At 35.4% G+C, this 26479-nt stretch carries 24 protein-coding genes; 10 read left to right on the top strand and 14 right to left on the bottom strand.

Translation table 11 applies throughout. From position 1 onward, the window contains the following. Nucleotides 1–7: 7 nt before the first annotated feature. Nucleotides 8–1441, top strand: a complete 1434-nt coding sequence (locus KIK00_RS11805) for a hypothetical protein (RefSeq protein WP_255812604.1) — start codon at nt 8–10, stop codon at nt 1439–1441. A gap of 303 nt (nt 1442–1744) precedes the next feature. Here KIK00_RS11805 and recA read toward each other — a convergent pair whose 3' ends face one another. Continuing rightward, on the bottom strand, nt 1745–2746 hold the full coding sequence (recA, locus tag KIK00_RS11800; protein WP_047379082.1) for a recombinase RecA: 1002 nt from the start codon (nt 2744–2746) through the stop codon (nt 1745–1747). Between the two features lie 314 nt (nt 2747–3060). On the opposite strand from recA, the gene KIK00_RS11795 reads away from it, so the two are divergent. Next, on the top strand, nt 3061–4275 hold the full coding sequence (locus KIK00_RS11795; RefSeq protein WP_255812603.1) for a hypothetical protein: 1215 nt from the start codon (nt 3061–3063) through the stop codon (nt 4273–4275). 66 nt (nt 4276–4341) lie between these two features. Here the strand turns inward: KIK00_RS11795 and KIK00_RS11790 are convergent, their stop codons facing one another. The 6 genes from KIK00_RS11790 to KIK00_RS11765 form a co-directional block, all read right to left on the bottom strand. Next, nucleotides 4342–5526 (bottom strand): oxygenase MpaB family protein, encoded by a 1185-nt coding sequence (locus KIK00_RS11790; RefSeq protein WP_255812602.1) that lies wholly within the window; start codon nt 5524–5526, stop codon nt 4342–4344. A 483-nt stretch (nt 5527–6009) separates the two neighbouring features. Continuing rightward, nucleotides 6010–6474: a hypothetical protein gene (locus KIK00_RS11785; RefSeq protein WP_255812601.1), complete on the bottom strand. Its 465-nt coding sequence runs from the start codon at nt 6472–6474 to the stop codon at nt 6010–6012. Nucleotides 6475–6554: 80 nt separating this feature from the next. Beyond that, the gene (gap, locus tag KIK00_RS11780; RefSeq protein ID WP_047379077.1) at nt 6555–7559 is read right to left on the bottom strand and encodes a type I glyceraldehyde-3-phosphate dehydrogenase; all 1005 of its coding nucleotides are present in this window, start codon (nt 7557–7559) and stop codon (nt 6555–6557) included. A 32-nt stretch (nt 7560–7591) separates the two neighbouring features. Beyond that, nucleotides 7592–8578 carry a 6-phosphofructokinase gene (gene pfkA / locus KIK00_RS11775; RefSeq protein WP_255812600.1) on the bottom strand — a complete coding sequence of 329 codons (987 nt, stop codon included), beginning with the start codon at nt 8576–8578 and terminating at the stop codon, nt 7592–7594. 83 nt (nt 8579–8661) lie between these two features. Then, nucleotides 8662–9540 carry a DUF4846 domain-containing protein gene (locus KIK00_RS11770; protein ID WP_255812599.1) on the bottom strand — a complete coding sequence of 293 codons (879 nt, stop codon included), beginning with the start codon at nt 9538–9540 and terminating at the stop codon, nt 8662–8664. 67 nt (nt 9541–9607) lie between these two features. Further along, nucleotides 9608–9955 carry a helix-turn-helix domain-containing protein gene (locus KIK00_RS11765; RefSeq protein WP_255812598.1) on the bottom strand — a complete coding sequence of 116 codons (348 nt, stop codon included), beginning with the start codon at nt 9953–9955 and terminating at the stop codon, nt 9608–9610. Nucleotides 9956–10050: 95 nt separating this feature from the next. Between KIK00_RS11765 and KIK00_RS11760 the strand changes: the two genes are divergently transcribed. Then, nucleotides 10051–10851 carry a DNA alkylation repair protein gene (locus KIK00_RS11760; RefSeq protein ID WP_255812597.1) on the top strand — a complete coding sequence of 267 codons (801 nt, stop codon included), beginning with the start codon at nt 10051–10053 and terminating at the stop codon, nt 10849–10851. 432 nt (nt 10852–11283) lie between these two features. On the opposite strand, the gene KIK00_RS11755 is transcribed toward KIK00_RS11760, so the two are convergent. Both KIK00_RS11755 and KIK00_RS11750 read right to left on the bottom strand, forming a co-directional pair. Then, a complete protein-coding gene (locus tag KIK00_RS11755; RefSeq protein WP_255812596.1) occupies nt 11284–12042 on the bottom strand; it encodes a TIGR03915 family putative DNA repair protein in 759 nt (252 codons plus the stop codon). Nucleotides 12043–12198: 156 nt separating this feature from the next. Beyond that, nucleotides 12199–13458 carry a putative DNA modification/repair radical SAM protein gene (locus tag KIK00_RS11750; protein ID WP_255812595.1) on the bottom strand — a complete coding sequence of 420 codons (1260 nt, stop codon included), beginning with the start codon at nt 13456–13458 and terminating at the stop codon, nt 12199–12201. Between the two features lie 156 nt (nt 13459–13614). Here KIK00_RS11750 and KIK00_RS11745 point away from each other — a divergent pair, with 156 nt between their 5' ends. From KIK00_RS11745 to sucC, 6 genes are all read left to right on the top strand, one after another. Further along, nucleotides 13615–14943 carry a hydroxymethylglutaryl-CoA reductase, degradative gene (locus KIK00_RS11745; protein WP_255812594.1) on the top strand — a complete coding sequence of 443 codons (1329 nt, stop codon included), beginning with the start codon at nt 13615–13617 and terminating at the stop codon, nt 14941–14943. Nucleotides 14944–15109: 166 nt separating this feature from the next. Then, nucleotides 15110–16198: a hypothetical protein gene (locus tag KIK00_RS11740; protein ID WP_255812593.1), complete on the top strand. Its 1089-nt coding sequence runs from the start codon at nt 15110–15112 to the stop codon at nt 16196–16198. A 1-nt stretch (nt 16199) separates the two neighbouring features. Then, complete coding sequence (locus KIK00_RS11735) at nt 16200–16586, top strand: DUF423 domain-containing protein (protein WP_047096689.1); 387 nt, start codon at nt 16200–16202, stop codon at nt 16584–16586. A gap of 105 nt (nt 16587–16691) precedes the next feature. Beyond that, nucleotides 16692–17336, top strand: a complete 645-nt coding sequence (locus KIK00_RS11730; RefSeq protein ID WP_255812592.1) for a hypothetical protein — start codon at nt 16692–16694, stop codon at nt 17334–17336. A 79-nt stretch (nt 17337–17415) separates the two neighbouring features. Continuing rightward, nucleotides 17416–18693 (top strand): chloride channel protein, encoded by a 1278-nt coding sequence (locus tag KIK00_RS11725; RefSeq protein WP_255812591.1) that lies wholly within the window; start codon nt 17416–17418, stop codon nt 18691–18693. 131 nt (nt 18694–18824) lie between these two features. Next, a complete protein-coding gene (gene sucC / locus KIK00_RS11720; RefSeq protein ID WP_034694875.1) occupies nt 18825–20015 on the top strand; it encodes an ADP-forming succinate--CoA ligase subunit beta in 1191 nt (396 codons plus the stop codon). Between the two features lie 93 nt (nt 20016–20108). Here sucC and KIK00_RS11715 read toward each other — a convergent pair whose 3' ends face one another. Both KIK00_RS11715 and KIK00_RS11710 read right to left on the bottom strand, forming a co-directional pair. Then, on the bottom strand, nt 20109–20699 hold the full coding sequence (locus KIK00_RS11715; RefSeq protein ID WP_255812590.1) for a hypothetical protein: 591 nt from the start codon (nt 20697–20699) through the stop codon (nt 20109–20111). Between the two features lie 195 nt (nt 20700–20894). Next, complete coding sequence (locus KIK00_RS11710) at nt 20895–21782, bottom strand: mechanosensitive ion channel family protein (protein ID WP_255812589.1); 888 nt, start codon at nt 21780–21782, stop codon at nt 20895–20897. Between the two features lie 95 nt (nt 21783–21877). Here KIK00_RS11710 and KIK00_RS11705 point away from each other — a divergent pair, with 95 nt between their 5' ends. Then, the gene (locus KIK00_RS11705; protein WP_255812588.1) at nt 21878–22513 is read left to right on the top strand and encodes a peroxiredoxin; all 636 of its coding nucleotides are present in this window, start codon (nt 21878–21880) and stop codon (nt 22511–22513) included. A gap of 98 nt (nt 22514–22611) precedes the next feature. Here the strand turns inward: KIK00_RS11705 and KIK00_RS11700 are convergent, their stop codons facing one another. From KIK00_RS11700 to KIK00_RS11690, 3 genes are all read right to left on the bottom strand, one after another. After that, nucleotides 22612–23202 (bottom strand): hypothetical protein, encoded by a 591-nt coding sequence (locus tag KIK00_RS11700; protein ID WP_034694879.1) that lies wholly within the window; start codon nt 23200–23202, stop codon nt 22612–22614. Between the two features lie 255 nt (nt 23203–23457). Continuing rightward, nucleotides 23458–23973 (bottom strand): hypothetical protein, encoded by a 516-nt coding sequence (locus KIK00_RS11695; protein WP_062676266.1) that lies wholly within the window; start codon nt 23971–23973, stop codon nt 23458–23460. 95 nt (nt 23974–24068) lie between these two features. After that, the gene (locus tag KIK00_RS11690; protein ID WP_255812587.1) at nt 24069–26354 is read right to left on the bottom strand and encodes a TonB-dependent siderophore receptor; all 2286 of its coding nucleotides are present in this window, start codon (nt 26352–26354) and stop codon (nt 24069–24071) included. Nucleotides 26355–26479 lie beyond the last annotated feature (125 nt).

Genomic DNA, 26479 nt, shown 5'->3' with positions numbered 1-26479 from the left:
TAACAGTATGGGAATCTTTGATTTTTTTAAGAAGAAAAATAACAATCAGGAAAATGTAAGTACTTTGGTTCAGGAAATGGAAATGCCAGAGGAAAAAGTAGTAGAGGAAGTAGCGGAAGAAGTTGTGGAAACGATACCGGAAACCCCTTCACAACAGATAGAAGAACCAAAAGTAAATGAAGAATATGAAAAAATCAGGATTTATAATGATTATATAGTGTATTCTATAGCGCTTCAGCTAAGAGGGGAGTATACGCCTATTTCAGCCTTTGAAAAAGAAAATGGCGAGGTAGAGGGCTTTGCTTATATGGTAACAGAGGATGCTTACGCACTTTCTCCACAACAGGCGATCGGGCAAATGGAAGAAAAGTTTGAGAATGAACTTCAGGCAGGAAAGATTAAATCTTATATGATCCTGTATCATTCTCAGTTTGATCATAACGGAAATCACACTCCGGCAATTCAGGAAGGGGAGTTCAAAGGGATTTCTCTTGCGTATCATTTTGCAGGTCAGGATAAGGCGAAAACAGGTCTGCCTTATGTTTTCGAAAATCAGAATGTTACATATAAAGGTTTTGCAGAGTTTTCTCACGAAGAAAATAATGCAATTATGAATCATCAGTTAGTGGATGGAAAAGATTATTTTCCGAATACAGAAGGAATTGCTGCTCCTGAAACCACTAACGAAGCAGGAATTATCATAAGAAAATCAAATGTTCATAATCTTGTGAATACCTGGAGTGGAGTTTTTGGTCATGAAAATTTCCAGACTAAAGATTACGGTCAATATCTTACTACTGTTTTAATGCAGTCCACAGTTACTGATCCGGCTGGTGAGGATAAAAGTAAAACAGAATTTGAAGATGTAAGATTTAAAACTATAGTTACGGATGAACTTAGTACAATAATTCCGGAGGTAAAAACTAATTATGTTTTAGATTTTGAAACAAGATCAATCAGAGAGTGGGAAAATGCGCTGAACTTACAGGCAATTGTAGCTGGTCCGGCTAGAGAGACTTTTGGAGTTTGGTTCTTTGCTACGGATTATGCGGAAAACAGAAATACATACATGACACAACCTCACCTGAAGGTTAATATCAGCGGAATTGTTTTCATCCTTGATGTTCATACAAACACTGATTTACCTGACGGGACTAAAATGAGTGAAGATTTCACAACTTACGCACCAAGCCAGGATCTTCCGAATTATGCATGTTTTGATTTTATTGCTCAGGTCATAGACTTTAAGGAAACAGAATTACTTGATGATAGAAGTGTTAAAGGATATATTCTGAAACTGAAGCTGATCACGAATGAAGAAAATGAAGATTTCTTCACCATTGATGCTTTTGTGAATAAAGAAAATATGCGATTTGAAACTCCAACAAAAGGAATGAAAGTTACCGGAGCACTTCAGCTGCAAGGTAAAATTGCCGAATAATTTTAAAAATATAAAAGCTAAAGAGGTTGTTCCACGGAATGACCTCTTTTTTATTATAAATAAAACCTGAAAGACTATTGAAACGCAAAGGAATAAGAGATTCGAAAGTGGATCTTAAGGAAACAAAAATTTGCGACTTTGTGGTTATGCGTTCGTTTAGAAAGAATCAGTGAAGTTGATTCCTGCTTTGCTCTCTTAAAAATACTACAGCATACAGATAAAACCTTTGCGTTAAAAAATATCTGCATTTAAAAAACAAAAAAGGCAATCCTAAGACTGCCCTTTCTATATTTTCCTGAAAAATTATTTGTTTTTCATTTCCTCTTTGATCTTGTTTTCCAATTCTTCGGAAAGATCAGGATTATCTTTTAAAACATCTTTTACAGCATCACGTCCCTGACCAAGTTTAGTCTCTTCGTAGCTGAACCAAGAACCGCTTTTCTTCACAATTCCCATATCTACTGCAGTATCAAGAATTTCTCCTACTTTAGAAACTCCTTCTCCATACATGATGTCGAATTCTGCCTGCTTGAAAGGAGGTGCTACTTTGTTTTTCACAATCTTCACTTTCACACGGCTACCAATAGCTTCGTCACCTTGTTTGATAGGTGCACTTGCTTTTCTGATATCAATTCTTACAGAAGCGTAGAACTTCAGAGCATTACCTCCGGTAGTTGTTTCAGGATTTCCGAACATTACCCCGATCTTTTCTCTCAACTGGTTGATGAAGATTACTGTACATTTTGTTCTTGAAATAGTAGCAGTTAATTTTCTTAATGCCTGAGACATCAATCTTGCGTGAAGACCCATTTTAGAATCTCCCATTTCTCCTTCGATCTCTGCTTTTGGAGTAAGAGCAGCAACAGAGTCAATTACAACGATATCAATAGCTCCTGAACGGATAAGGTTATCAGCAATTTCTAAAGCCTGCTCACCGTTGTCTGGTTGAGAAATGATCAGGTTTTCAAGATCAATTCCTAATTTCGCAGCATATGTTCTGTCGAAAGCGTGCTCTGCATCAATGAATGCAGCAATACCTCCTGCTTTTTGAGCCTCAGCAATAGCATGAAGAGTCAAAGTTGTTTTACCTGAAGATTCAGGACCATATATTTCAATGATTCTTCCTTTTGGATACCCGCCTATACCTAATGCAATATCTAATCCTAAAGAACCGGAAGGAATTACTTCTATTGTATTGTCTATAGATTGATCACCTAAAGTCATTACTGTTCCCTTTCCGTATGTTTTATCTAATTTGTCAAGCACTAAAGCAAGTGCTTTTTTCTTATCATCAATGTTACTCATCGCTATTAAAATAATTTCTCAAAAATACATAATTTAAATATCAAAAACTAATATTATTTGTATCTGGAATCTGTTTTTAGAGTTAAAAAACGATAAAGTTTTATGAGTGATGTTATTCATAACGAATGAGATGCAGAATGTGGTATCAGGAAATAATGAAAAAATAAATTTAATATAAGAAAGTTATCGTGGGAAGCCAGTATTTAATAAATGATTTCCCGTCTTCATAACTTATTGATGAATACAACCATCGTTTTATCCCATCCAATATAAAAAAATGCCTATCTTAAAACCTTGTTTTTAAAGATCATAATATGGACAGAAAATTAAAACTATTTCTGATTAAATCTTTTGCAGTATTAGCAGTCATACACCTGGCTTATTTTATTTACGGATATGTAAAGTTTGAAGGTGTTCAAAAAATTGATATTTATACAGAATTTTATAGATTCAAATTTTATGATGATGTTTCCATTTCTCACTTTTTCATATCTGGTCTTTTTCTGTTTTTCTTTGTTATTATACTTCTTAGAAATCATTCCAAAAAAAGAGATGAACTTTCAAAGATTTTGAAAATCGGAATTATACTTTTGTTGGTATCTTTTTTCTCCCTGACCTTTTTCATCAGTTATAGTTTTGGATTAAATGCAAAGCTACGAACTGAATTGCCTGAAAAGGACCTTAATAAAGACAAGACGTTACTGAATGTGTTACAGCCTTTTTTATACAACTATACTTCCTACAGTTCAGAGAAACTATTTAATCCCGAAAATATTTTATATCCCAAACCTTATCCTGTGATTGAAGTGAGAGATACGATCTACTACGATCCGGACAATAAGGATTATTATTCAACAGAATCCAGCTATTACAGTATTGATACGCTAAGAATGCTGAGTATCAATCATGAAAAATTAAACAATAAAACGAAAATGGTGCTTGATTTTGTTGGGCTTGACGCTAAGGAGCTGGAAAAAAGAATTATTTCTAAAAAGGAGATAGGGGATAGTACCGAAATTATATTTAAAGGAGTAGAGGTACATCCTCAATACGACGAGAAGATGTGTATTTTTCTTGAAAACAAAAATTTGTTTTCTCCATTGCATAAAATCCCTGAACATCAACAGCAATATCAAAATGCAGTCAAAAGGTACAATTTGCTTTACAAATATAACCAGGATTCACTCCTTTATTCGTTTCAGAGGCTGAATGTTCTTTTAAAAAAATATAATATAGAAACGCATATCGTTCCGAAAGAGTTGACTAAAGATGTTTTTTATTACCGGGATCGTCAGCGGGAGCCTTTGAATGAGATACAAAATACTTACGAAAGAAATAACTTAAAAGAGAAATTTGCAACCCTTGACCGATTGTTTTATAAGCCGAATTATCTTCATCCTTCCATCATGGAAATTTTCATCAGTGTTGTCATTGGCGTTTGGTTTATCTTATTTTTATTGTATCTGATCTGGAATTTGAGGAAAAGGAAACTTTCTTCGGGTGACTTTAAGGGAAGTGAAGAAATGTAACATTGTATCTTTTTTAGTCAGATTGACATCACCTGCAGCTTCTAGTTTCCTTCAAAAACTGAGTTTTTAATGAAAATTAGAATTTTTGGTGATGTTCAAATAGTCTTCCAATACTTTCATTTGATCCTTATTTCCTCTTTTTATTCTTGTCTCCCGGCTTACCAGGCTGTCATAAATTTTGTTGAAAAGTATTTTCGATTTTGGAAACAGGTTTTTGTAGGAAACTTCCGGGATCTCTAATCTTTTGCAGACTTCATCATCCAGCAAAAACCAGGTACAGCAGATGTGCAGGTATCTTAAGTTTTTTCGTTGAAACTCAAATTTTAAAATAGGATTTTCCAGGGATTCATTCAGTAAAGAATGAGCAAGAAGAACAGAATCTTTATCGGAAGGAGGCTGAACAGAAGTCCATAAATAAAAGTATTCAGTAGCCTGTTTTTTGTTGTCAGGAAGAAGCTGTTCCGGAATACCTAAAAGATAACCTACGTATTTCCACAGGTGAAAAATTCCTTGTTCTTCCTCAATGGAAAAACTATTTCCCAATTTTTGAAGGCTGTGAAGAAAGACAAGACTAAAACCGATGTATGTTGCCATCATATCCCATGAATTGATAGGCTCACCCCAGTTTTCGGTATCCCAGTCTTTATAATGTTTTTTAATTGAGAGTCTTGCGTAAGAATGGATCAGGCGGGTTTTTATAGCAAACTCATACCCTTTTGCGTGAATTTCCAGCGCATTGTACCGGGTAGCATTTACCCAGAAATACAATGTTTCCGAAAGACGTTTTACGGCACCCTTTTTTAATGCCTCTGTAACAATAAGTGGTTTGTTGAGGTAGGCGTAGTCGTAACCACCGATCAGACAGTAATCCCTCAATGAGATCAAGGAATCGAGATTGCTTCTCATGCAGAGTTCGGCACCGCTTTTGAGTAAATTGTAATCAAGCCATTCCGGAACTTTTTGAGTTTGGGAGAAAAGCTTTTTTACGCTTTCAGGAACAGAATCTGTTTCCGAAACTCCATTTCTGATGTATTGTTCAATTTCCCTGGATGCCTCATGAAATTTTTTAGTAAAATAAACATCTCTTACCACCTCATCACCCGTCTCATCCACATGATGAAAAAAAGGAGCGAATTTTTCAAATTTTTCAAAACTCACGTCTGCTCCGGAAAATTCAATAAGCAGTTTTCCGTTTCCACTTTCCCAGAAATCTCTGAAATGAGGGGCGTCTTTAAATCGTGGTTGTATCATGTCCATTCCTTTACCTATAAAAGTACAAGTTTTATGCTGAAGTTTTTTGGTGAGATTTGTCAGTTTGTCCCTCAGAGATTTCCATTCCTGAAAATCCTTTGGCAATAAAAGATAAATTTCTTTTCCTCTTTTTGGGTAAAGCTCTCTGAGGATAGATTGAAAGATGGATTATCAGATATTTACTGATGAAAATCCGTTCTGGGCCTGATCCGGGAACTCAAAAAGTACCTGTTTGTTTTTTAACTGGAATGCTAATAATACTATATAAATCCAGGAAATCTGGAAGTTCATAAAAAGCTTTTGATTTCATCTCTGTGTTTTATCAATATCTGTCAGGTCCATGATAGCCAAATAATTCATATAGGTAAAAACCTAAAATCAAAGCATAAATTACAGATAATATAGTAATGATAAATACCGCAATATTATTTCTGCTTTGTTTAGTGAAAAATTTTATAAAGCCGTAAGAAATTATTCCCAAACCTATAGCAAAAATGTAAAAGATGTGACCGGAATACATGATCTGTAGTCCCCATAATACTCCTCCAATAGTTCCCCGATAATTCCTCCTAAAATACCTCCGATGATTGTACTGGGTTTAATTTCTAAGTCTCTTTTAGTTGCTTCTATTTCTGTAGAAGTTGCTTCTATGATTTGTTGTATTTCATCTAAGGCTAATATTTCGGAAGTCAAAGCGTGCCTGATATCATTTTTTGTTATTCCGTTTAAACACAATTTCGCAGCATCATTCTTTATCTTTGACTGTTCCAATTCCTTTCCTACAATTTTATCATATCGAATGGTCAAAGCTTGTATTCCACCTTTCTTTCCTATGACAATATCTAATGCCTGTTTTGCATCATCTGTATATCTGTCTTTACTTGAATATACTTCCATTAATTCTACATCAGAATATTGAGAATATCTTTCAATAAGTTCATTGAGCATGGTGTAAATTTTGGAATTTAATTTAAACAAAAAAACCTTCCCATCGGGAAGGTTTTATATTATTTATCGCTTATTACTTATTATAAAGAAGCAGCGTGTACAAGCATATCTACTAACTTGTTAGAGTAACCCATTTCGTTGTCATACCAAGAAACAAGTTTCACAAAGTTTGGAGAAAGCATGATACCAGCATCTTTATCGAAGATAGAAGTTCTCTTATCTCCTACGAAGTCCTGAGATACTACTGCATCTTCAGTATATCCAAGGATACCTTTCAATTCACCTTCAGAAGCAGCTTTGATTACTGAACAGATTTCTTCATAAGAAGCAGCTTTGTCAATTCTTACTGTTAAATCTACTACAGAAACGTCAACAGTTGGTACTCTGAAAGACATACCTGTTAGTTTTCCGTTCAAAGAAGGGATTACTTTTCCTACTGCTTTAGCAGCACCTGTAGAAGAAGGGATGATGTTGTTTAGAGCAGCTCTACCACCTCTCCAATCTTTTACTGAAGGACCGTCAACAGTCTTTTGAGTAGCCGTTGTAGCGTGTACAGTTGTCATTAATCCTTCTACGATTCCGAAGTTATCGTGGATAACTTTAGCTAAAGGCGCTAAACAGTTTGTAGTACAAGAAGCGTTTGATAAAATTTTGATATCATCAGTAAGTTCCTTGTGGTTTACCCCCATTACGAACATTGGAGTATCATCTTTAGAAGGAGCGGAAAGGATTACTTTCTTTGCACCAGCGTTGATGTGAGCCTGAGCAGTATCTTTAGATAAGAAAAGACCTGTAGATTCTACGATATAGTCAGCACCAATTTCATTCCACTTTAGGTTGTTAGGGTCTCTTTCAGCAGTTACTCTGATTCTTTTCCCGTTTACTACAAGATCATTTCCTTCTACAGAAACTTCACCTGGGAAAATACCGTGTACAGAGTCATATTTTAACATGTAAGCCATGTATTCTGCATTGATTAGGTCATTGATTCCTACAACTTCAATGTTGTCTCTTTCAGTCATTGCTCTGAAAACAAGACGTCCAATTCTACCAAAACCGTTGATACCTACTTTAATTGTTGACATAATAGTTTGTTTTTATTAGATTATAAAAATAATTAGATTGCTAAAATTTCTGAAATCAGCAAAAGATCGCTATTGATTTCGTTATGTTTTTTAATGGCTTCTTCTATTGGTGTATACGTCAGATCGTTAGAACGCATTCCCGCCATTACGTTGCTTTGTCCGTCCATTAACCCTACTACTGCACCATATCCAAGTCTGCTTGCCAGTACTCTGTCTGCACAGCTTGGAGAACCTCCTCTTTGCATATGTCCCAAAATTGCTACACGAATGTCATAATCAGGGAATGTCTGCTTTGTTTTTTCTGCAAGTTCATAAACGTTGGCTAATTTCTCACCTTCCGCTACTACTACAATACTGGATGCTTTTCCTGTTTTTTCAGCATTTCTGAATTTTGCAAAAAGCTCATCAATGCTATCTTTTTTCTCAGGAATTAAGATATCAAGAGCACCCGTTGCCAATCCACTGTTTAGTGCAATAAAACCAGCATCACGGCCCATTACCTCTACAAAGAAAACTCTGTTGTGGGAGGTGGCTGTGTCACGGATTTTGTCAATTGCCTCCATGGCAGTATTCAGGGCTGTGTCGTATCCGATGGTGTTATCAGTTCCGAAAATATCATTGTCAATGGTTCCCGGGATACCGATTACCCTGATCCCGAATTCTTCATTGAAGATTTTAGCACCGGTAAATGTTCCGTCACCTCCAATACATACTAACCCGTCTATTCCCAGCTTTACACAGTTGTTGTAAGCTTTTTGACGGCCTTCTTTCGTTCTGAACTCAGCGGATCTGGCAGATTTTAGAATCGTTCCACCCTGGTTGATTATATTTTTTACGGAACGCGCTCCCATTTTCAGGAAATCATCATTGATAAGGCCGTTGTAGCCTTCTCTCACCCCATAACATTCGATATTATAGTAATTGGCGGTTCTTACTACCGCTCTTAATGCCGCATTCATACCCGGAGAGTCACCCCCTGAAGTAAGAACTGCAATCTTTTTTACAGCACTCTCTTTCATCAAGTAAAAAATTTCGAACACAAATTTACAAAAACAAGTTCAGATTATCGTAGTAACTTTCCAATAGTTTTGAATATAAATTATTAAAAGCTTCTGAAGTTTGTTGGTTTAAAAAAATATCTTGCAGTTTTAGTTTCCTGAGCATCGATATCCAGGTCATACCATGGTGTAAAATAGAGGTTAAAAGGGTTAGAGAGTACATGAATAGACTGTGCCGGTGTAAATCCTTCGCTCAATAAAAACAATCTTTTCCCTTCCTTATTGTGGCAGACACCGGAAACAAAAACAATATGTCCCGGACTTCCCGGTGTGATCAGAATATCTCCTGTTTTCAGATTAGAATTCCTCATTACTGGCTTAGTTTCCTTGTTTAATGAAATTGTTCCTGCATAATTAAAAATCAGATCCAGGTAATTTCTGAAACTGTTATAAGAATCATCAAAGGCTGCAATTTTTCTGAAACTAACTGAATTTCCATTCACAAAAGCTCTCGTTCCGTTTTTATAATCGTTCCAGCTGAGAAGATCACCGCTCGTAAAATGAAATTTAATTTCGTCAAATTTTTTCGACTTATAAAGATATTCAGCCCTTATACGGATGGCGGCATCAGCACATTGCTGAAGGTCCTTATTTCCGATATCAATGTCAAAAACAGCTTCATGAAGATGCTGGGTAGAAATAGGCGTTCCGTCATATTTTAAAATCTGACTTCCATAAGGTTTCAGCTTAAAGTTTTCAATAAAATGCCCGAAAGAACCGGGCTTTTCTTCAATCCATTCATACCCTTCCGGAGGAGAAAATCTTTCCCGGATGGTATTTTTATTTTTATTGATTTTTAAAGCATTTTCTGAAATTACATGCTCGTTCTTATCAGGTTCAGGTAGCAAGCGGTCTGATAGTTTTTCTTTTGTACAGCCAGCGAAAATAAAAATAGCTGTGATTCCTGTGATAACTTTTTTCATGCATTTTTAGTGAACACAAATATCATTTTTTTTTCACAGATCTGCCACTATATAATCTGAAAATCTGCTAGTTTAATGATTCTTCGTTCTCCAGAATCAATAATTTTCCCCAATCATTCAATTGCCAGAGGATTTCCACAAGCTTTTCACCAAGTTCTGTCAAAGTATATTCAACCCTTGGAGGAAGCTCATTAAAGGATTGTTTGGTTAAGATGCCATCTTCCACCATTTCAGCCAGTTGCTGATTGAGAACTCTCCGGTCCACTTTAGCGATACCGCGCAGAAATTCACTGGGACGCTTTTTCCCTTCATTGATCTGCCAGACGATAGGAATTTTCCACTTTCCACTGATGGTATTGACGGCGACTTCCAATGGACAAATTTTATTTTCTTCTGCTCTTCCCTTTGTTTCCATAAAATTGACTTTTTTATCCCTATGAGGGAAAAATATGCGGTATTGTTTTTGTCCGCACACTTTCAGACTTTTGTAAAGATAATCATTAAAATAGTATGGCAGAAAAACGAAAAGGAGCCCGCTCCATTAAAGATATTCCACCAGATATTCTGGAACAGCTGAACAAAGGAGAAATTGAAACTGCTAATCTTACAGAATGGCTGGCGGTAGATCAAAGGTTGCTGCTGGAAAATTTGCTTCTCCAGAATAATCGTAAAGAATATCTGAACCCTGTTTTAGAAAATGTGGACCAGCTGAAAAAGCAAACGGTTAATACCATTAATGAAACCATTGGAATGGGTTTACTTCATCTGACTGCTAAAAATAAAGATGATGAATTTCTTCTGAAACTAGCAACTCATCCTGCAGATCTTGTACGTTGCTGGGCAGCTTATACCATTGGAAGAAATAATGATTTACAACTTAAGGAAAAATTAGACAGAATTCAATCATTTGCATCTGATACCCATTTTGGAGTAAGGGAAATCTGCTGGATGACAGTGCGTCCGGATATCTCCAAAAATCTTGAGGAAAGCTTATCTCTTTTATCAGAATGGACAATGCATGACGATGAAAATGTAAGACGTTTTGCCAGCGAATCTACAAGACCGAGAGGCGTTTGGTGCGAACATATAGATGCTTTAAAACAAAATCCTGGACTTGGACTGAAAATCCTGGAACGGTTACGCTCCGATGCTTCCAGATACGTGCAGGACAGTATTGGCAACTGGCTGAATGATGCCAGCAAATCACAACCCGAATTTGTAGTGGAAATCTGTGATGAATGGCTTCGGGAAAGTCCGACAAAAGAAACGCAGTATATCGTAAAGAAAGCGTTACGGACCGTCAGAAAGTGAGAGTTATCCACAAACTGGAAATGTTAATTTAGTTTTTGAACCTATAGATTGCAGATTTACATGGGTTTATAATATATTTTTATATTCCTTTACTTCCCGGAATTGGCTTTATTTGCTCCATTTTTACAAGAAGATTGATGTTGAAATATCTTCAATGTTAACGGTATGTTAACTGTAAAAAGTTATCCACAATATGAGTTTTCCATTAATGTGGATTTTATCTATCATGAAATGAGTATATTAAATAATGTATCTCATAAACGAGCTTGAAACGATCTGTTTTTTAGCCGAAATAAAAAGTTATCCACAATATGGAATTATTGGTTCGGATTTTAGCATTATTTGATAGAGAAACATGGTAAAACTGATGTATTAAAAATCTGCGTTATCTGCTCAATCAGCGAGAAACAATATTTTTTTTTGAGAGTGCAGCTACCATTTTTCAGTCAGATATTTCCAGTATCTTTTCGGAACATGCTGAATATGGAGTTTCATATTTTTTCTTTCCACAATATTGGTTTTCGTGAAATAACGCTGCCAGAGTACCTGATAACTTTTTTCCTCATCATGGAATTTCTGCTGATAATTATTGATATCAATCTTTTCATCAGGATAGAAGAAATCACAGGTGGCCAGATCATAGAGAAGCCCATAGTTTCTTCGCAGATCGTAGATCATCCATTTCTGATCCTGATAACGGTTATAAAAATGTTTTCTGATCAAAGGAAGCACATTGAAGTCGGGATCTATTTTGGAGAAAAAAACACCATCCTGCATTTTTTCAAAGCGGACAAAAGCCGTCATTCTGTGTCTTTCCCTGTCTACTGATTTGCAGATTTTTGAAATTTTTAAAACATCAGAATCGGCAAAATTTTCAAGAATATTTTTTTCCGGATGCTTTACAGACTGTTTTACTGCAGATAAGATGAGGTTTTCCAAATCCGGATCTTCTGATAGAAAAACTTTTAAAAGTTTGTTAACTCCCTCTTTGCCAATATTCTGTTCCAGTTTATTCAGAACCCTTTCAGATTTGTCTGGTTGGGTAATAACTTCATGGATTACTGCAAAAATATTTTCCTGATGAAACCTTTCTCTGCTTGCAATCTCCACATCTTTATAACGGTATTCGAAAACTTCAAATACCGCAGTGAAAAGACCATCAAAACTTCCATCGTAGAGCAGGGTTGTCATGTGTTTAATTTAAAATTTATTTGTGCTTGTCATTCTAATGAAGAAAATATCCAGTTCGTTTAGGAGATTCTTCCTTCGTCAGAATGACAGTAGAGTGTATTATAAATTAGTGATCATTCGTGAAAATATTGGTGTTATTTGTGTTTGATATCGAGATCAAAATAAACTCAGCTGCTGCGAAAACTGATTGTGAAATTTGGATGAACTTCCACCTATCAGTAGTTTTCTGAAGTTTTTATCCGTTAAATATTTCAGATAAGCATTTCCTGCATTAAAATCAATAAAATATTTTGCACGGTTCACGGCTGCTCCCAATTTTTTCAAATGATCCATCGTTAAAATCTGAAAACGTCTGGCACTGACAATTTTCTGAGCTGTTTTTACTCCAATTCCCGGAATTCTTAAAATCAGCTGATATTCTGCGGTCTGAAGATTAATAGGAAACTGGTGAAGGTTTCGCAATGCCCAGCTTAATTTCGGATCGACTTCGAGATCAAGGAAAGGGACATTGGGATCTAAAATCTCTTCCGCTTTAAAACCATAAAATCTCATCAGCCAATCCGACTGATACAGACGGTTTTCCCTAAGCATAGGAACTTCCGTTGTTAAAGAAGGCAGTCTCTGATCTTCTAAAACCGGAACATATCCGGAATAATAAACCCTTTTCAGATTAAAGTTTTTATAAAAATGATCGGCAACTTTGATGATCTGCAGGTCGTTTTCATTGGTTGCACCCACAATCATCTGTGTAGACTGTCCTGCCGGAGCAAACTTGGGAACTTTCTTTAGAATTTTCTTTTCATCCTGATACTGAACAATCCCTTTTTGAATATAGCGCATAGGGCTGATCATATCCTTTCTGTTTTTTTCTGGTGCCAGTAATTTTAATCCGCTTTCTGTAGGAATTTCAATATTTACTGACAGCCGGTCTGCATACAAAGCCGCTTCCTGCATCAGATCGTCACTTGCCCCCGGAATAGATTTAAGATGAATATATCCATTAAAGTTCTCTTCCAAGCGCAGCTTTTTAGCAATTCTTACGAGACGCTCCATCGTTGTATCTGCATTTTTGAATATTCCCGAACTCAGAAATAAGCCTTCAATATAATTTCTGCGGTAAAAATTGATCGTAAGATCTACTACTTCTTCCACCGTAAAGGCAGCCCTTTTAATATCATTAGAACTTCTGGAAACACAGTAAGCACAATCGTAGATACAATGATTGGTCAGCAGAATTTTAAGCAGAGAAACACATCTTCCATCTTCGGTATAAGTATGACAAATCCCACTTGCGGAACTGTCTCCTAAAGCTCCTTTTTTATTTTTTCTGGTGCTTCCGCTCGATGAGCAGGAAACATCATATTTCGCTGCATCAGCAAGGATTTCGAGCTTTTCTTTAAGACGGTCAAAATTCATATTTTTAAGAGTTTGATATATCTTGTATCATAAATGTGTTTTAATTTTGTTCAAATTTAGTTCCAAAATTGATAAATGTCAACATTTTTTCATAGAAGTTATCAACAAAAAAGAGTCTCAAAATCATTATATTTACGGCTCATTAAAGTTTATATCATGAATCATAAACCAATTGAAGGTTTTTCCAAACTTCCAAAGCAAGGGAAAATCGAATGGCTCGTAAACGAATATCTTGAAGGAAACCAAGAGTATCAAAATATATTAAAACAATACTGGAACGATGATGCAGATCTTCAGAAGCTTCACGAAGAATTTTCTGAAAACACCATCTCCAATTTTTATATGCCTTACGGAATTGCTCCGAACTTTTTAATTGATGGGAAGCTTGTGGCACTTCCAATGGCCGTTGAAGAAAGTTCAGTAGTTGCTGCTGCTTCAAAAGCTGCTAAATTCTGGATAGACAAAGGTGGTTTCAAAACAACCATTATCAATACCGAGAAACTGGGGCATACCCACTTCATTTTTAATGTTGAACCTCACAAATTATTACATTTCTTTAATTTCAATTTAAAGAAGAAATTATTTGAAGCAACAGAAGATATTACATCCAACATGAGAAAACGTGGCGGAGGTATTCTTAATATCAGTCTGGTAGATAAAACAGCAGAGATGCCAAACTACTATCAACTGAAAGCAAGCTTTGATACAGTAGATTCAATGGGAGCGAACTTTATCAATTCATGTCTTGAGCAGTTTGGAAAAACACTGAGACAGGAAGTGGCTACCAGCGAAGATTTTACTCAGGAAGAAAAGAATTCATTGCAGATTGTAATGAATATCCTTTCCAACTTTACCCCTGACTGTATCGTAAGAGCTGAGGTTTCCTGTAAAATGGAAGATTTAAAAGATGACAGCGGAATTTCTCCTGAAGAATTTGCTTATAAATTCAAACAGGCAGTTACCATTGCAGAAATTGAGCCTTATCGTGCAACTACTCATAATAAAGGAGTAATGAACGGGGTAGACGCAGTTGTAATTGCTACCGGAAATGATTTCAGAGCTACAGAAGCCTGTGCACATGCGTATGCTGCTAGAGACGGACAATACAGATCTTTGACACATTGTACAACAGATAACGGTGTTTTCAGATTCTGGATTGATCTACCTATTTCTGTTGGAGTAGTAGGGGGGCTTACAAACCTTCACCCTTTGGTAAAATTCTCTTTGGCTCTTCTTGGAAAACCTTCTGCACAGGAACTGATGAGTATTCTGGCAGTTTCAGGGCTTGCACAAAACTTTGGAGCTTTACGTTCTCTGGTAACCACGGGAATTCAGAAAGGACATATGAAAATGCACTTATTGAATATTCTGAACCAATTGGGAGCTACCGAAGCAGAAAAGCAGCACTTTGTAACTTATTTTAAAGATAAGACAGTGAGCCACCATGAGGTGATCAATGAATTTAACAGAATGAGAGGACACTAATGTTACAGATCATTTTACCCATTGTATTCCTTCTTTTTGGATTTTTTCTGAAGAAAACAAACAATGAAGGTTTCAGAAGCTCCAAAAGATTCGCCAATATGTTTATCATACTGGGGATTTCTACATTGGTTGCCAAGTTCATTTTAATGTACTTAAAATCAAAATAATGAAAAAGAGTATTGTATTTTTCTTATTGATTTCCGGGTTAAGTTTTTCGCAGCAGAAAGAATTGAAAATACAAGATTTACAACCAAAATCTGAAAATTTTGTATTTCCAGTTGTTTCCTATGCAGGAAATCCGGCTGTAGCCAATAAGATTAATACATTTCTCCAGGTAAACGAACTGGAATATATCCCGAATTCTGGTGGGAACCCTTTTAAACTCGCCTCTACGGCAACCAACTCTTATTCCAATTATGTTTATTTTTATGATTGGGAGAAGTTGGAAACTCCTGAGAATATTCTGACAATAGGAATGCATGGGGAAGCTTCGGGAGCATATCCGGAAGAATTTGCCGACTGGAAAAATTTTGATCTGAGAACGGGAAATTTCATCAATGCAGAAGATTTATTTCAACCCAATTCAGTGAAAATTGTTGAAAGTATCATTCAGAAAAGAATAAAGAAGAGAATTTCTGATTTTCTTGCCAAGTTGAAAGCTGAGAAAAATCCTGCAGAGGAGACTCAAGATCAGATTGCTATTTATGAAGACTGCTTTACAGAACATACTTTAGAAGATATCAGATATTTCTTCGGAAAAAATAAGCTGACTTTTGTTGCCGGAAGATGCTCCAATCATGCGATGAGGGCTTTGGATGAACTTGGCAGTCATGAAATAGAATTTTCTTACAAGGAGCTGGAAAAATACTGGAGTCCTTACGCTAGAAATTTAATTTCCGGTTCTGGAAAAACAGATAAAACCAGTTTCAGGAATAAGCTTTACAAAGGAAAAATAGATGGGAAATATCCTATTACCGTCTTCGTTACCCGTTTCTACAAATATGCAGATGCTAATGATACAAGTTCTTTCAATGCATTCTACTGGTATGATAAAAATAAAAAGCTGATACCATGGGATGGAAAAATGAAAGGTAATCATATCTCTATCACAGAAAATGATCATTATGATGAAGCTGCAAGCCAATGGATCCCCAGAGCTTTTGTAGAAGCAGATATGAATGGAAGTAGAATTTCGGGAACATGGCAGGACGATAAAACAAAAAAATATTTAACCCTAGAATTAGAAGAGTTATAAAATGAAAACAATTACTTTAGTTTTTGGAGCAGTTTACGGAATGGTTTCTGTAATCCTGGGTGCATTCGGAGCACACGCTTTAAAGAAAATATTAGCAGTGGAAAGACTGGAAAGTTTTGAAACAGGCGTAAGATATCAGATGTATGCAGCTTTTTTTCTGCTGATCATAGGATATATCTTAAAATTTGAAACTTCAGCTGAAAAATGGACTTCCATTTTGATGATTGCAGGAACACTTTTATTCTCAGTAAGCATCTATTTCTTAAGCATGCAGGATTATCTGGGAATGAATCTTAAATTCTTAGGGCCTATTACCCCGCTTGGAGGTCTGATGATGATCTTAAGTTGGGGAATGCTTATTTTTTATTTTGCAAAGAATAGAATTTAATCTTGAAATTCAGGTGAACAAAGAAGATTTGCAATATTTTATGTAGATTGTTTACCGAAAAATCAAACTATGAACCATCGGTTTTTATCATTTTTTATTACCCTTATGATCTCTTTTATAAGTGTTCAAAAAATACATGCACAAGGGAAGAAATTGTTAAATGAAAACATTTTAACAGAGGTAAAAAATATACGAAAGCGTTTTTCCGATAGTATTAAGCGCTATGATTACAAAAAAGATGGAGTTTTATATGGACAAAAGTACAGACGTTTTTATGGTGAGAAATTAAAAGATCTGAAAGATTTGTATCAAAGCGTCTATGACAAAGAGGTAGTAATCGGAAAAATAGATCCAGGTATTTCATTTAAAGCAACAAACGGAATACAAACCGAAAACAATGTACCTCAAGCAGGAACTACCCCTCCGGAAGAAGTAAAAAATAAATTTATAGATATAGCCGAGGTTGAAAATTATCAACAGCTTGCTGAGTTGAAAAAACAATTGACGGTTAACTTTCCTGTTTATTTAATAGAAGATTTTGACGGAGGAATCTATCGTTGTAAATTGAATTTTACAATTGATGTGGATGGGAAGTTCAAAAAAGTAAAATATAGTGGATCTGATACGGAATTCAATATCATCAGTGCATTGTTCCTGTATGCTATTGGCGGTTTGGAAAAGCCTTTGATTTATAATAAAAAACCAATTCTACAAGCCTTTGCACAGCCAATTGTATTAAGATTTGAATAAATAACACACATATTGTAAAAGCTGTAATAGTCAGTAAAGATAAATGATAAGGTTCTTTTACTGTTTAAAATAAATTAAAATGAAGATTAACAGAAGAAGACGGTTAATACGAACATTCAATCTTTTAGATCAGCCTATCAGATTCAATCCGTTTGTGTTCAGCCGAACTTTCTTTATGTGGGCTGTTACAGGTCTCGTGGGCGGTATCATTGCCGGAGGGTATTGGATCGTACTGGAACATTTTACAGAATTTTTAGCTGAATTTCAGGGCTGGCAGGTGATTCCAACAATGGCAATCTGCGGTTTGCTGGCCGGACTGGTGATCCATTTTATTGGAGATCCGGGAGAAATTCATCTGATTGTTAATAACATCAGATTCAATAAGGGAAAACTGGAGCCAAAGAATAATCCTTCGATGATCCTTTCTTCTCTTTTTTGTGTAGCATCTGGGGGAAGTTTAGGTCCAGAAGCGCCTTTGGTACAGGTAACTGGTTCTACCGGAACCTGGCTAGGGAAAATTTTCAGGTTGAAAGGTGAAGAGCTAAGGTCTTTGAGTATTGCCGGGATGGCTTCCGGTTTTACCGCATTATTTGGTGCACCGCTTGGCGGAAGTCTTTTTTCTCTGGAAATATTACATCATAAACATGCTGTGGAATATTATAAAGCCATTATTCCCGCACTGGTAGCAAGTTGTTTCAGTTATCTGATGTTTGCATTGATTATCCACTTGGGAATTGGGGCAACCTGGGATCTGAAAGCTTATCATTATACTGGAGTGTATGATTTTGCTTATGCTACTGCCTTTGGAATTGTAGGCACTTTATTTGGGTGGATTTTCATTTTTGTAGTCAAATTTTTCAAGAAAGTTTTTGAATACAGAAAATTTCCGATTTACATTAAAACGTTGGCGGGAGGAATCATTTTAGGAATTATCGCGTATAATTTTCCCATTACAAGATACTTTGGACATAACGAGATCAATCAGTTGATCGGAGGTAATTTCGGATTGAATTTTTTAATCCTGATTCTTGTTTTTAAAATACTGGCCATTGCTGTTACAGTGACTTCCGGATGGAGAGGAGGATTTATTATTCCTCTGTTTTTTGTAGGAACAACATTGGGATTGATTATCCACAATTTATTTCCGGCAGTAGATACTACGTTAGCAATTGTAAGCTGCATGGCGGCTATTAATGCCTGTGTGACAAGAACTCCGATGAGTACTACAATTATCCTTGGTACACTTACCGGATTTACCTATTTTGTGCCGATATTATTTGCGAGTCTCACAGGGTATTTCCTGGCTCCTAAAATTCCGTTTATCGGATCTCAGTCTGAGAAATTAGCGGAAGAATAAAGGAAAATTGAATGATATGTTAAAAATCAAGTCCATCAGACTTTAATTTTTAAGTCAATAAACTTGAACTTCCATGTCTTTTTAGTAAATTTGTCAACCTTTAAATATTAAAATAAAATAATAAAAATAATATGAATCTTCACGAGTATCAATCAAAAGAGATTTTATCAAAGTATGGAGTAGCTATCCAACGTGGTTTCGTTGCAAACAACGTAGATGAAGCTGTAGCAGCTGCTGAAAAATTGACTGCTGAAACCGGAGCACAGGCTTGGGTTGTAAAAGCACAGATTCACGCAGGTGGTCGTGGTAAAGGTGGGGGTGTTAAGTTTTCTCCAAACATGGATAAACTTAAAGAAAACGCTCAGAATATCATCGGTATGCAGTTGGTAACTCCTCAAACTTCTGCTGAAGGTAAAAAAGTACACTCTGTTTTGGTTGCAGAAGATGTTTATTATCCAGGAGAATCTGAAACTAAAGAATTTTATGTTTCTATTCTTTTAGATAGAGCTGAAGGGAAAAATACAATCGTATATTCTACTGAAGGTGGTATGGATATTGAGCACGTTGCTGAAGTAACTCCTCATTTGATCCACAACGAACTTATTGATCCGGCTATTGGTCTTCAAGGGTTCCAGGCTAGAAAAATTGCTTTCAATCTAGGTCTTGAAGGAAACGCATTCAAAGAATTTGTGAAATTTATTTCATCTCTTTACAATGCTTATACAGGAATTGATGCTTCTCTTTTCGAAATCAACCCGGTATTAAAAACTTCTGATAATAAGATTATCGCTGTAGATGCTAAAGTAACTTTAGATGACAACTCATTGTTCCGTCACAAAGACTTAGCTGAACTTAGAGATACAAGAGAAGAAGATCCAATGGATGTAGAAGCTGGTGAAGCTGGTCTTAACTTCGTAAAACTAGATGGTAACGTTGCTTGTATGGTAAACGGAGCTGGTCTTGCAATGGCAACTATGGATATCATCAAATTATCAGGTGGTAACCCTGCTAACTTCCTTGATGTAGGAGGTACTGCTGATGCTCAGAGAGTACAGACTGCTTTTGGAATCATCCTAAGAGATCCAAACGTAAAAGCTATTTTGATTAACATCTTTGGAGGTATTGTAAGATGTGACAGAGTTGCTCAGGGAGTTGTAGACGCTTATAAAGCAATGGGTAGCCTTCCGGTTCCATTGATCGTAAGATTACAAGGAACTAACGCTGTAGAAGCTAAAAAATTAATTGACGAGTCTGGTCTTCCGGTACACTCTGCAATTACTTTAGAAGAAGCTGCAAACAAAGTAAAAGAAGTTTTAGCCTAGTCTAAAATTTTCAGATAAATAAAAAACCGTTCCATTTTGGAGCGGTTTTTTTTGTTATTATTTTGTAAGGTTAGCCTTTGAAATAATATAATTTTATTTATTGAATTCTTCCAGTCTGAAAAGATCCAGGACATTGGGTGCAATTTTTAAATCCGGCCTGAAAATCAATATCCCTTTTACAAAATTTTTAAGTAATAAATTACCATTTTTAATAACCATATCAATATCTAAATTGACAGACTTACTGATAATTTTTTTTAATGCCGGCTCAAAGAAATAAATACATAAACTAGGAGCAGATTCATGATATTCAGTCAGGAATACATCATATTTGCCATTTTCAGAGTTTGAATGAAGGTCAGCATACGATATGGAATGTAAAATGTCCCGGTTGCAATAATGATGAAGTCCCTTTTCATCAACAATAATGTGGGTGGTTGTATTTTTTTTGGTTTTCTGAGTGATCAGCCAGGCAAATAAACTCACAACTGCTGTAAAAAGGCCAATTAAAATAATCTTTATTTCTACAGAGATTTCTTTTGCATCCAATACCAGTATAGCCATTATTATAACGGATAAAGGGGTAATGATTAAAAACGATCTGCCAACCATCTTTATCAATAAAGTAAGCCCTTTTGAAGTTTTTGATTCAATAGGGAGAAATGAATTGGATTGTGATGACATATTTTGTGGTTAAGATCTTTTCATAAATGTAAGAAATTATGTAATAACTATTTGAATCCAAAAATGGATATAGTAGAAAACCTAATTAAACCTGTAAATCATATAAAAGCTTTGTGATACTCAACCTTTATATTTATAGTATAAAATAAAGACCACTTCAAAACTGAGGTGGTCTTTATCTTCATATGTTATTTTTTACTTATCCTGATGATTTTCCGGCAAATTAGTTTCACCACTCGTAATACTGATACTCGTAGGCGTTACGAGTTGTACTTTATCCACATCGAAACGCTCTTTAATACCTAAATAAGCTTTACTTCTTACCTGGGCCAGGTTAGCACCTACTTTTATCCAGAACTTCACCTGGAGATTAAATGCACCTTGTTTCAGATCTGTAAAGATTACCTCTATGGTGTCTAATTTATCCACATTGTCAAGATTTTTAATCACATCCAAAATTCCTTTCTGTGCTTTACTGATATCTTCATCAGCAGGAATTTCAAAATTTAAAATAATCCTGCGCTGTGGGGAAGCGGTAATATTGTAGAATGGAGCATTGAAAACAACCTGGTTAGGTATATAAGCCTTCTTCCCATCATCAGTAAGAATTTTGGTCGTTAAGAACCCGATTTCCTGTACCGTTCCGGAATGTGTTCCAATCGTAATATAATCTCCAACTTTATAGGCTTTGTCAATGCCAATCAGCATTCCGGAGAAAATACTTGATACAAGATCTTTCAAGGCAACCCCGGCAATAACCCCTGCAACTCCCAGACTTCCGATAAATTTCCAAAGAAAACCGCTGAATCCCATTATTTCAAGGGCAATAAAGGTCCCCATCAGCATGATCAGGAATCTGAAGATACTGATTAAAGTAACTAATGAACCCTCTTTTTGGCTCTTCGGGAAGAATTTGTGGAACAGTTTTACGGCTGCCTGGCTTAAATATTTACTGGTGATCAGGAAAAATGTAAACACTAAAATTCCGACAATAAGTTTAGGCGTGAGCTCAGCAAATGTCACATACCAGTTTTCCAATACTTTATAAACAAGATCTACATACCTGAGTCCAGTCTTCTCCATGAATAAAATTTTAATTAAAGATATAAATTTTCATCAAAAAATTTGCCAGTTCCAAAAAAGTCTACTAAATTTGTAGACTATAAAAGCAACGCATTATGTCAATTAAACTAGGAGATACAGCACCCAACTTTCAGGCAGAGTCATCTGTAGGTGATATCAATTTTTATAACTATCTGGGAGATTCCTGGGGAATTCTGTTTTCGCATCCTGCAGATTATACACCGGTATGCACTACAGAACTGGGATATACAGCAAAATTGCAGTCTGAATTTGATGCCAGAGGAACCAAAGTAATTGCTTTGAGTGTAGATGGAGTAGAGGATCATCAAAACTGGGTGAAAGATATTAATGAAACTCAGAATACCAATGTACTCTTTCCTATTATAGCTGATAAAGACAGAAAAGTTTCGGAGCTGTATGATTTTATTCATCCGAATGCTTCTGTTACAGCTACTGTACGTTCTCTTCTGATTATTGATCCTTCTAAAAAAGTAAGACTGGTCATCACTTATCCTGCCTCTACAGGCAGAAATTTCAATGAAATTCTTAGAGTGCTTGATTCTTTACAATTGGTAGATAATTATCGCGTAGCTACTCCTGTTAACTGGGAAAATGGAGAAGATGTCATTGTTCCGCCAGCGGTTTCTACAGAAGAAGCACGGAAGATATTCCCAAAAGGAGTGACGGAAATAAAACCCTATTTACGATATACGCCACAACCCAATACATGATTTTATTTGATTTTTTATAGTTTAGTTTTAATTTGTACGAAAAGCGCCCCGGAAATTTATTTCCGGGGCGCTTTATTTTTTTATAAGTATTTCAGTGATTACTTAACGTCGTTGATGATTTGTTTACCTTTAGAAGTTGGTAAATAGATACTAAACCCTACATTGAAAGTTAAAGTAGAAGTTAATCCCTCACTACCAAATCCTGCAACACCATTATATTTTACTAGACCTTCAACACCAATATTTGGCGTAATGAAGTATGAATAACCAGGACCGGCTCCAAAATCTAAACCTGTTGTAGAATTAGATCCTTCAGTAGAAGTACCTCCAACACCTACATTTCCTTCAAAGAACCATCTTCCATGGTGTAATAGGTTATCTACTCCTTTTTCTCCCGGAGAAACATAATATCTACCTAAAGCACCAACTTTATAAACAAAATTAGTAGGTGATCCATTTGTTACTTTATTAAATCCTAAATCTACATATCCTCCAACAGCTACATTGTCTTGAATAAAGTAAGCTGCTTTTGGCTGTAATGAAATATTATATCCACCACCTGTATTTAAACCAAAGTTACTGGCTACGATGCTACTTCCTACCATCCAATTACCTTTCTGAATCTGAGCGTTTGCGGTTGCTGTTAAACCTGCTACGGCTAATATCCCTGTTAAAATAAGTTTTTTCATAATTTATTATTTTAATAATTAAATGTTTATTATTCACGAGTTATAGAAAAAACAATAAATGTGCCATACTCTTAATTTTAGGTAATTTTTCTAAATAAACGTTAATATTACCAGTGAGATATAATCCGGTTTTTTAACATATTTATTGAGAATTTCATAATGATAAAGGAAATAAGAGGAGGTTTTAAAAGAGAAATCATAAAAAAGGGAAATGACCCTAAATACTTTTTTTTCTTTTGTTCACCTTCCTGATAATTAAATAAATAAAAGAATTATAGATATGATAAGTCCTGCAATAGTAAACTTGATTCCGCGTTTGAAAGCCTTGGTCTTAGGATTAAACATCCAGAAACTGGAGATTACAAAGAAGAAAAGAGAAACTCCGAAGAAAACGCTTAGAGGAGATATAGCATCTTTAGACTGTGATTTGTGAAGAGAAACCATTTTGTCTAATACGAAAGGTAATTCTTTCTTGGTGTACTTTGCTTTTCCGGTTGCGCTGTCGTAAGTTCCCTGTTTAAAATAAAGAACACTTCCTTCTGTTTTTTCCACTTCAAGACCTTTCATTTTCAGTTCTTTTTTCAGTTCTTTTTCTGAAAGATTGGCCGCGATGTTCTTTTCATATTTTTTTTCGCTTTTCAGAAAATCGGTGTCTCTGTACACCAGAAGGATTCCACTTAACGAATATACGGCCATAATCCCGGCAAGGAAATATCCCAGATAACGGTGTGTAATTCTCATGAAACTTCTTGTGTCTTTAATCTTATCCATATCTTATTGTTTTGTTTTTGTTTAAAATTTCAAAAGTGGAAACTGCAAAAATGCAATCTCCACTTTTAATGAAAGAATTATTATATAAAAGAATTCTACAGTCTATATGTAAGTGTGAAATAGTAGTTTCTCGGAGTGATAGGGTTCACTGAATAATTCTCATGAACATTGTAGTTTACGACATCAAACAGGTTGCCCACTTTCCCCTGAATAGAGAATTTTTTCCACTCATAGCCTACGGATACAGAAACAGTTGTATAGTCTTTTAGATCAAACATTCTACTCACATTGTTTCTACTTGCGTTTGTAGATTTTGAATCATTCCATCCAGCGATTCTGTCTCCAATGTAATAAATTCCAGCTCCAATTTTTAAACCTTTTACATAGTTTGTAAATTTATAGAAAACGGAAGCATTTGCTGTTGTAGCTGGTGTTCTTACCAGTCTTTGGTTTTCAACATATCCCTTTTCAGGAGTGTCAATGTAAACGGAATTGTTATAAGAAAAACCTCCGATTATAGATAAGTTTTCTGTTGGATTTCCTGTAATGTCTAATTCTACACCACGGCTTCTCATATTTCCTGCAAATTCTTTAAGATTGGTATCTGTAGAATTTACCGGTGCTCCGTTTGGAGCAGAAGCGAACCAATATGTTTGATAATAATTATTGTACATAATCTGGTAAGCCGTTACGTTAACAGCTAAAGCATTGTTCCAGAAATTCTTTTTAACACCAATTTCGTATTGATCAACTGTTGAAGGTTTTATGCTTTGTCTTGATAAAGTAGTTAACTGATTTTGAACATCAGTAACAGGCTGATTGGTATTTACTGTACCAAATTGATCTGAAGTATATCCTGCATTTGAAGCAAACGAATTAGTATAAGTTGCAAACACAGAAAGGTTTTCATTTGGAGCATAAACCAAACCTACTTTTGGCGAAAATGCATTATCAGAAGTTGAAGAATTTGCTACTTCAATTTTATCATTTAATGTAAAACGAGTTGTCAGCGTAGGCATATTTTCTATATAAGACCATCTTAGTCCTGCAATTACTTTTAATTGCTTTGTTAAACTGATAAAATCTTGTGCATAGATCCCAATTCTTCTTGTATTGATTCTATTTCTTGTGCTAAGAGTAGAATTCGGCATATCAATACTTCCCCATGTTGAAGGATCATCTAGATATAGTAGATTTTTTGGAGCTGTGATACTATAAGCATAAGCATCTGCCTGACTATAATCAGCATCTGAACCAATTAAAACTTTATGGTTGATTTTTCCTGTATTGAATTCACCATTGATATTTACTTGTGCCGACGTATAATTTTGTTCGTTGTAAGTTCTACCAAAAGGTCTTTTCCAGGATAATCTATTAGGGTCTACAGTTGCATCTTTAGTTTCATATATCCACTGTACTCTTTCAGAAGAAAAATAATCTTTAGTATAGTTTTGGTAAGAAGCAGTAGCGTTCAAAGACCATTTTTCGTTAAATTGATGATTGAAGGTTACATTCGTAGAAGCTTGCTGTACATTTTGATATTGCCAGTCAGTTCCGAAGAAAGTGTTTCTGGAAACAACATCATTCAATCTGTAGCTTTGGTCTTTTTCAGTAATAGATCCAATTCCGAAATCCGGGGTAAAATTATTTTTAAGATAATCTGCCTCAACAATTAATTGAGATTTATCACTTAAATTAAATAAAAATGAAGGGTTGAAATAATATTTCTCTGACTCTACAACATCCCTGAAACTTTCAGCATGCTCGTAGGCACCATTTATTCTGAATGCAACATTTTTTGATAAAGGTCCATAAATATCAACTGTTGGTTTATATGAATTCCAGCTTCCACCATTTAGTCCTATGCTTCCACCAAAATTGAATTTAGGTTTTTTTGTAATCATATTGATAACGCCACCAGCTGCTGTATTACCAAAAAGCATAGCATTAGCTCCCTTTAAAACTTCAACTCTTTCCAGACCACTTACTTCAGGGAAAACACCACTATTTACCCTTGTTCCGTTCTTGAAGATATTGTCATTTCCTAAAATGAAACCACGGCCACCAAAACTGTCCTGAGAATTTCCTCTGGAAGAAGTAATGTACATTCCGTTTACATTCTGAAGAACATCACTAAGCTGTTTTGCCTGCTGCTGCTCAATAATTTCGTGAGTAACAATAGCAATAGGCTGTGGATTTTCCATTACCGTCAGGTTTGATTTTGTCGATAATGGTCTTGCCTGATTAGGATTTCCCGTTTTGTGAAGATTAATATCCTCAATGGTCTGAGTTCTGATGGTATCTGCTTCAGCATTTTTCATCTGTGAACTCGCCGAAACAGCGATAAATAGAAGACCTAAAGAAAGTAATTGTCTTTTCATTTTATTTTTATGTAGAACAGTTTTAAATAAGGCGCAAATGTAAGTATTTGTTTAGAATAGATAAAAATAAATTAATGATTTTAATCATATTTTTATTGTTAATGAGATGGATTATTTCTATACCT

Origin of the sequence: Chryseobacterium sp. MA9 (genome assembly GCF_024399315.1) — a bacterium.
Lineage (GTDB): Bacteria > Bacteroidota > Bacteroidia > Flavobacteriales > Weeksellaceae > Chryseobacterium.
This window is presented reverse-complemented; position numbering and strand designations above follow the sequence as displayed.